The organism is Candidatus Collinsella stercoripullorum (assembly GCF_027669965.1).
In the GTDB taxonomy this organism is placed as follows: Bacteria; Actinomycetota; Coriobacteriia; order Coriobacteriales; family Coriobacteriaceae; genus Collinsella; species Collinsella stercoripullorum.
The window spans coordinates 1-3,154 of record NZ_JAQECM010000087.1; the positions used below are offsets into that span (position 1 = coordinate 1).

3 protein-coding genes are annotated in these 3,154 nt (G+C 74.1%); all 3 read left to right on the forward strand.

Annotated elements, in window-relative coordinates:
* The first annotated feature begins 188 nt into the window (after positions 1-188).
* Positions 189-905, forward strand: coding sequence for a dTMP kinase (gene tmk, locus PHA29_RS10350; RefSeq protein ID WP_270405892.1), 717 nt, complete (start codon positions 189-191; stop codon positions 903-905).
* Complete coding sequence (holB, locus tag PHA29_RS10355) at positions 902-2,071, forward strand: DNA polymerase III subunit delta' (protein WP_270849553.1); 1,170 nt, start codon at positions 902-904, stop codon at positions 2,069-2,071. Before tmk ends, holB begins: the two co-directional genes overlap by 4 nt.
* Positions 2,062-3,154, forward strand: a 1,093-nt coding sequence (locus PHA29_RS10360; protein ID WP_270849554.1) for a PSP1 domain-containing protein, incomplete at its 3' end; no start/stop codon positions are given. The genes holB and PHA29_RS10360, both read left to right, overlap by 10 nt.

Sequence of the window (3,154 nt, forward strand, 5' to 3'; positions counted from 1 at the left end):
GCGGCCCGCTCCCGGTCCCGCGGCGCGGCGATGCCGCGCGCCTCGGCCGCCCGGATCCCGAGGGCGCCCCGCCCGGCCCGCGAGGCCGCCATCGCCCCCGCCCGCCCCTCCGTCGGGCCGTCCGCACCGTGGGGTATGATGGAGGGTACGGAAGACGACCCGTACGCACCCGAGGCGCAGGAGGACCAATGGAGCAGAAGCAGGCACGCAGGGGGGACCGCCCCGCCCCGGGGGCGTTCGTCACCCTCGAGGGCATCGACGGCGCCGGGAAGTCCACGCAGGCCCGCCTCATCGCGGCGGCGCTCGAGCGCTCCGGCCGCGACGTCCTCAGCCTGCGCGAGCCCGGCGGCTCCGCCATCTCCGAGAAGATCCGCGCCCTGCTGCTCGACCCCGCAAACACCGGGATGGGGGACACCTGCGAGCTGCTGCTGTACGAGGCGGCGCGCGCCCAGCTCGTGCACGAGGTCGTCGGCCCCGCGCTCGCCGAGGGCAGGGTCGTCGTCTGCGACCGCTTCTACGATTCCACCACCGCCTACCAGGGCTTCGCGGGCAGCGTCCCGCGCGAGGTCGCCGAGCGCGCCAACGGGCTCGCCGTGGGCTCCTGCCACCCCGACATCACCCTCGTGTTCGACCTGGACCCCGACCTCGCGGCCGCCCGTATGGCCGGCCGCGCCGGGGCGCCCGACCGCATGGAGGCCAAGGGGCTCGCCTATCAGCGCCGCGTGGCCGAGGGCTTCCGCGCCATCGCGCGGGAGGAGCCGGGCCGCGTGCGGTTGGTGGACGCCGCGCAGCCGGTCGACGCGGTGTTCGCCTGCGCCCTGGCCGAGCTCGCGTCCGCGGGGCTGCCGGTCACGGCGGAGGCCGCGCGCGAGGCCATCGCCGCCGTGGGCTGGGAGCGCGCATGAGCGCCCCGGCCGCGCACGACCGCGCCCATGCCGCGCCGCTCGGCGAGCGCGCGGGCGGCCTGCTCTCCCGCCTCGACACCCAGCCGCGCGTCCGCGACTTCCTCCGCCGCGCCGTCGAGACCGGCCGCGCGAGTCACGCGTACCTGTTCGTGGGCGCCCCCGGCTCGGGCAAGCTCGACGCCGCCTGGGCGCTGGCCCAGGCGCTGCTGTGCGAGGAGGGCGGCTGCGGCGCGTGCGACTCCTGCGTCCGCGTCGCGCGCCGCACCCACCCCGACGTGCACGTGTACGCCCCCGAGAGCGCGACGGGCTACCTCGTCGCCCAGGTGCGCGAGCTCCTCGAGGACGTCGCGCTCGCCCCGATCCGCGCCCGGCGCAAGGTCTACATCGTCGACCGCGCCGAGCAGCTGCGCGCGAGCTCGGCGAACGCCCTGCTGAAGACCCTCGAGGAGCCCCCCGCCAACGTCGTGTTCATCCTGCTCGGCACCTCGACCGACGCGCTGCTTCCCACCATCGTCTCGCGCTGCCAGTGCGTGCCGTTCCGGATGCTGTCGAGCGAGCGGGCGGTCGGGGCCGTCGCCCATGCGACGGGCCTGCCCGAGGCGCGCTGCCGCACGGCGCTCGCCGTCGCCGGCAGCCCGGCGCGCGCAGCGGAGTTCCTCAAGAGCGCCGAGCGCCAGGAGGCGCGCCGGCAGATGCTGCGGGCCGTCGACGCCCTCCTGCGGGCGGACGAGGCCGACATCCTGCTCTCCGCGCGCGACCTCATGGGCGTCATCAAGGCGCCGCTCGCGGACGTCAAGTCCACGCAGCAGGCCGTGCTCGACCAGAACGCCGACTACCTCTCGCGTGGAGCATTGAAGCAGCTCGAGGAGAGGAACAAGCGCGAACTCACCGCCCGCGAGCGTTCGGGTATCATGGAGGCGCTGGCGAGCGTGCGCTCCCTGCTGCGCGACGTGCTCACGGATGTCGAGGGCGTCGGCGGCGAGCCCGTGAACGAGGATTTCTCCGAGACCGTCGGGCGCCTCGCCCGCGCGACCACCGTGGCGGGCGCCGTCCGCGCGCTCGCGGCGGTCGACGCCGCCGAGCGGCGCATCGCCCGCAACGTAACCCCCCAGCTGGCCGTCGAGGTCATGCTCTTCGATATCAGGAAGGCGCTCCTATGCCGGTAGTTGTCCCCGTCAAGTTCGCATACGCCTCGCGCGACCTGTGGTTCGACCCCGTCGGGCTCGAGATCGAGCAGGGCGACCACGCCATCTGCTCCACCGAGCGCGGCACCGAGATCGGCCTGGTGACGGCCGACCCCTTCGAGGTCCCCGCCGCGGAGCTCGCTGCCCCGCTCAAACCCGTCCTCGGCATTGCCTCGGACGCCGACCTCGACCGCGCCGACGAGCTCGCGCGCCGCGGCGACGACGCGATGGCCGACTTCCGCGAGCTCGTGAAGAAGAACGGCCTCGACATGAAGCCGGTGGGCGTCGAGTTCCTGTTCGGCGGCGAGAAGGCGGTGTTCTACTTCGCCGCGGAGGACCGCGTGGACTTCCGCCAGCTCGTGAAGGACCTCTCCAGCCGCTTCCGCATGCGCGTCGACATGCGCCAGATCGGCGTGCGCGACGAGACGCGCCTGGTGGGCGGCTACGCGCATTGCGGGCAGGAGCTGTGCTGCGCGCGCTTCGGCGGCCAGTTCGAGCCGGTGTCCATCCGCATGGCCAAGGAGCAGGACCTCCCGCTCAACTCCTCGAAGATCTCGGGCGTCTGCGGCCGTCTCATGTGCTGCCTGCGTTACGAGTTCGAGGCCTACAAGGACTTCAAGAGCCGCGCCCCCAAGAAGAAGGCGCTCATCGACACGCCGCTCGGCCGCGCGCGCATCCAGGAGTACGACACGCCCAAGGAGCAGCTGGTGCTGCGCTTGGAGAACGGCAAGGTCTTCCGCGTGAGCCTCTCGGACATGACCTGCTCGGACGAGTGCAGGAAGCGCGCGGCCGACCAGGGGTGCACCGCGCGCCCCGATACCGTCACCCGCTCCGTGCTCGACCGGATCGAGTCGCCGGAGATGCGCCTCGCGCTCATGGAGCTCGACCGCGAGATGGGCGTCGACGTGGGCGACGGCCTCGACCGCGCCGACCGCATCGTGGCGAGCGGCCCGACCCCGCGCCGCAAGAGGCAGCGCGAGGAGGAGGCCGCCAAGTTCGAGGCGGCCGGGGGCCGCGGCGGGCGCGGCCGCGGCCGCGGGGCGCAGGGGTCGTCCGCCCCGTCCC

Bases quoted from the DNA above. Each gene is read 5' to 3' on its own strand.
- tmk (WP_270405892.1), top strand. From the start codon at position 189: ATGGAGCAGAAGCAGGCACGCAGGGGGGACCGCCCCGCCCCGGGGGCG.
- holB (WP_270849553.1), top strand. From the start codon at position 902: ATGAGCGCCCCGGCCGCGCACGACCGCGCCCATGCCGCGCCGCTCGGC.